This window comes from Aromatoleum sp. (assembly GCF_036675785.1).
GTDB lineage: Bacteria > Pseudomonadota > Gammaproteobacteria > Burkholderiales > Rhodocyclaceae > Aromatoleum.
Genome location: NZ_JAKFEF010000055.1, coordinates 1 through 2,777 on the forward strand (window position 1 = coordinate 1; position 2,777 = coordinate 2,777).

General features: G+C 67.1%; 3 protein-coding genes and 1 pseudogene. All 4 read left to right on the forward strand.

Annotation, left to right across the window (positions count from 1 at the left end):
- Positions 1–226: pseudogene (locus tag V6M37_RS11940) on the forward strand (glucose-1-phosphate cytidylyltransferase); the annotation flags it as partial.
- On the forward strand, positions 217–1,461 hold the full coding sequence (locus V6M37_RS11945) for a class I SAM-dependent methyltransferase (protein ID WP_332673548.1): 1,245 nt from the start codon (positions 217–219) through the stop codon (positions 1,459–1,461). The pseudogene V6M37_RS11940 and the gene V6M37_RS11945, both read left to right, overlap by 10 nt.
- Complete coding sequence (locus V6M37_RS11950) at positions 1,458–1,982, forward strand: dTDP-4-dehydrorhamnose 3,5-epimerase family protein (RefSeq protein WP_332673550.1); 525 nt, start codon at positions 1,458–1,460, stop codon at positions 1,980–1,982. The genes V6M37_RS11945 and V6M37_RS11950 overlap by 4 nt, the downstream gene beginning before the upstream one ends.
- 53 nt (positions 1,983–2,035) lie before the next feature.
- Positions 2,036–2,777 (forward strand): NAD-dependent epimerase/dehydratase family protein (locus V6M37_RS11955; protein ID WP_332673552.1); only part of this gene is annotated, 742 nt, incomplete at its 3' end.

Here is a 2,777-nt window from a genome sequence, read left to right on the forward strand (position 1 = left end):
GTGGATCAACGGCGGCTTCTTCGTCTGCGAGCCCGCCGTCGGCGAGGCGATCGCGGGCGACGACACGAAGTGGGAGGAGGAGCCGCTGCGCGACATCGCCGCGCGCGGCGAGCTGACCGCCTACCACCACGACGGCTTCTGGCAGGCGATGGACACGCTGCGCGACCGCCACGAGCTCGAGGCGCTGTGGGACACCGGCCGCGCGGCGTGGTGCACGTGGACGTGACGCCGGCGCCCGCCCGCTGTCGCTTCTGCGACGCCCCGCTGGAGCACGTCTTCGCCGATCTCGGCATGTCGCCGGTCGCCAACGACAACGTCCCGCTCTCGCAGGCCAACGCGATGGAGCCGTTCTTCCCGCTCTGCGCGCTGGTCTGCGCGCAGTGCTTCCTCGTGCAGCTCGCGCCGTTCGAGACGCCGAAGCCGCTGTTTCGCGAGGACTACGCGTACTTCTCGTCGTACTCGACGTCGTGGCTCGAGCACTGCCGCCGCTACACCGAGCAGATGATCGAGCTGCTCGGCCTCGACGCCTCGAGCCAGGTGATCGAGGTCGCCTCCAACGACGGCTACCTGCTGCAGTACTTCGTCGAACAGGACATCCCGGTGCTTGGCATCGAGCCGACCGCGAATACCGCACAGGTCGCGATCGACAAGGGAATACCGACCCGGATCAAGTTCTGGGGTGAGGCCACGGCGCGCGCGGTGGCCTCGGATACCCCAGCCGACCTGCTGCTGGGCAACAACGTCCTGGCCCACGTCCCCGACATCAACGACTTCGTCGAGGGCATGAGGATCGCGCTGAAGGCCAACGGGACGATCACGATGGAGTTCCCGCATCTGCTCAAGCTCATCGCGCTCAATCAGTGGGACACGATCTATCACGAGCACTTCTCGTACCTGTCCTTCGCGACGGCGACGCGCATCTTCGAGGCGCACGGCCTGCGCCTCTTCGATGTCGAAGAGCTCCCGACCCACGGCGGATCGTTGCGAATCTACGCCTGTCACTCCGACGACCCCCGGCAGCGAAGCGACGCTGCGGACGAGTTGCTGGAGCGTGAGCGCGCGGCGGGGCTAGAGGATGTGAAGACCTACTTGGACTTCGGCGCTCGCGTCGTCCAGGACAAGCGGCAGATCCTGGAGTTCCTCATCGACCTCAAGCGCGAGGGCGTGTCGATCGCGGCCTACGGGGCGGCGGCGAAGGGCAACACGCTGCTGAACTACTGCGGGGTGGCACGGGACTTCCTGGACTTCACGTGCGACGCCAATCCACACAAACAGCAGCACCTGCTGCCGGGGACGCACATTCCGATTCTCGCGCCGACCGCGATCCGGGATAGTCGCCCCGACGTGGTGCTGCTGATGCCGTGGAACATCAAGGACGAGTTGATGCAGGAGCTGTCGTACATCCGCGAGTGGGGCGGCCGCTTCGCGGCCCGGTCGCCGGAGCTACGGCTGTTCTCGTGAAACTGACGGGATCACCGCTCGAAGGCGTTTGGCTCGTCGAACAGGAGCGGGTGGTTGACGAGCGCGGCTTCTTCGCACGCACGTACGACGCCGAGCTCCTGCCGGCCGTGGTACAGATGAGCACCTCGTTCAGTGCGAGCGCGGGAACGCTGCGCGGGCTGCACTACCAAGTCGAGCCGCACGGCGAGTCGAAGCTCGTGCGGTGTACCCGCGGCGCCATCTTTGACGTGGTGGTCGACCTTCGACCCGACTCGCCGACACGCCACGACGCGTTTGCTATTGAGCTGAGTGCCGAGGACGGCCTCGCGCTGCTGGTGCCCGAAGGCTTCGCGCACGGGTTTCAGACGCTTGCTGACGACACCGAGGTTCTGTACGCAATGGACACGCCATACGTGCCGCAGGCTGCCCGTGGTGTCCGCTGGGACGATCCAGCGTTCGCGATCGCATGGCCGGAGCCTCCAGCGGGTGGGCGAACGATCTCGGCGCGCGACGCGGGCTACGCGTACATCGACCAGCTGTGACAGCGTCGCCCCGTGTCCTTGTAACCGGTGCCAGTGGGTTCATTGGCTCCAACGTGCTCGCACCGCTGCTGGCACGCGGCTTCGAAGTTCACGCCGCTTCGCGCGGCGCGGCGCCATGCGGTGCGCCACCCGGTGTGCGATGGCACCGCGCTGATCTGCTCGCTCACGATGGGCCCGAGACATTGCTCGCGGCGGTGGAGCCGAGCCACCTGTTGCATCTCGCGTGGTACGCCGAGCATGGGTTGTTCTGGCACTCACTTGAGAACCTGCGCTGGATCGCTGCCACCATCCGCCTCGTTCACGCGTTCGCGGAGCGCGGGGGCGAGCGGGCGCTACTCGCGGGGACCTGCGCCGAATACGACTGGGGTGGCTCGGGTCCATGCCGCGAGGAGATCACGCCGCTCTTACCCGCAACGCTCTACGGCACGGCCAAGCTCGCCACCCATGCGGTGCTCGAAGCCGCCGCCGGAGAACTCGCGATCGAGTTGGCGTGCGGGCGCGTGTTCTTCCTCTACGGCCCCGGTGAACAACCAGGTCGGCTAGTCGCCTCGGTGTCCCGCGGCCTGGTCGCAGGCGAACGCGTTGCGACGAGCGATGGAATGCAGATTCGCGACTTCCTGCACGTCACCGATGTGGCCCTCGCGTTCGTGGCGATGCTCGACAGTGGCGTAACGGGCGCCGTCAACATCGGCTCTGGGCAGCGCCGACGGCTCCTTGACGTGATCAGTGCAACCGGCGAGGCGGCTGGTCGGACGGACTTGCTCGACATCGGTGCGCTCCCGGTGCGGCGAGACG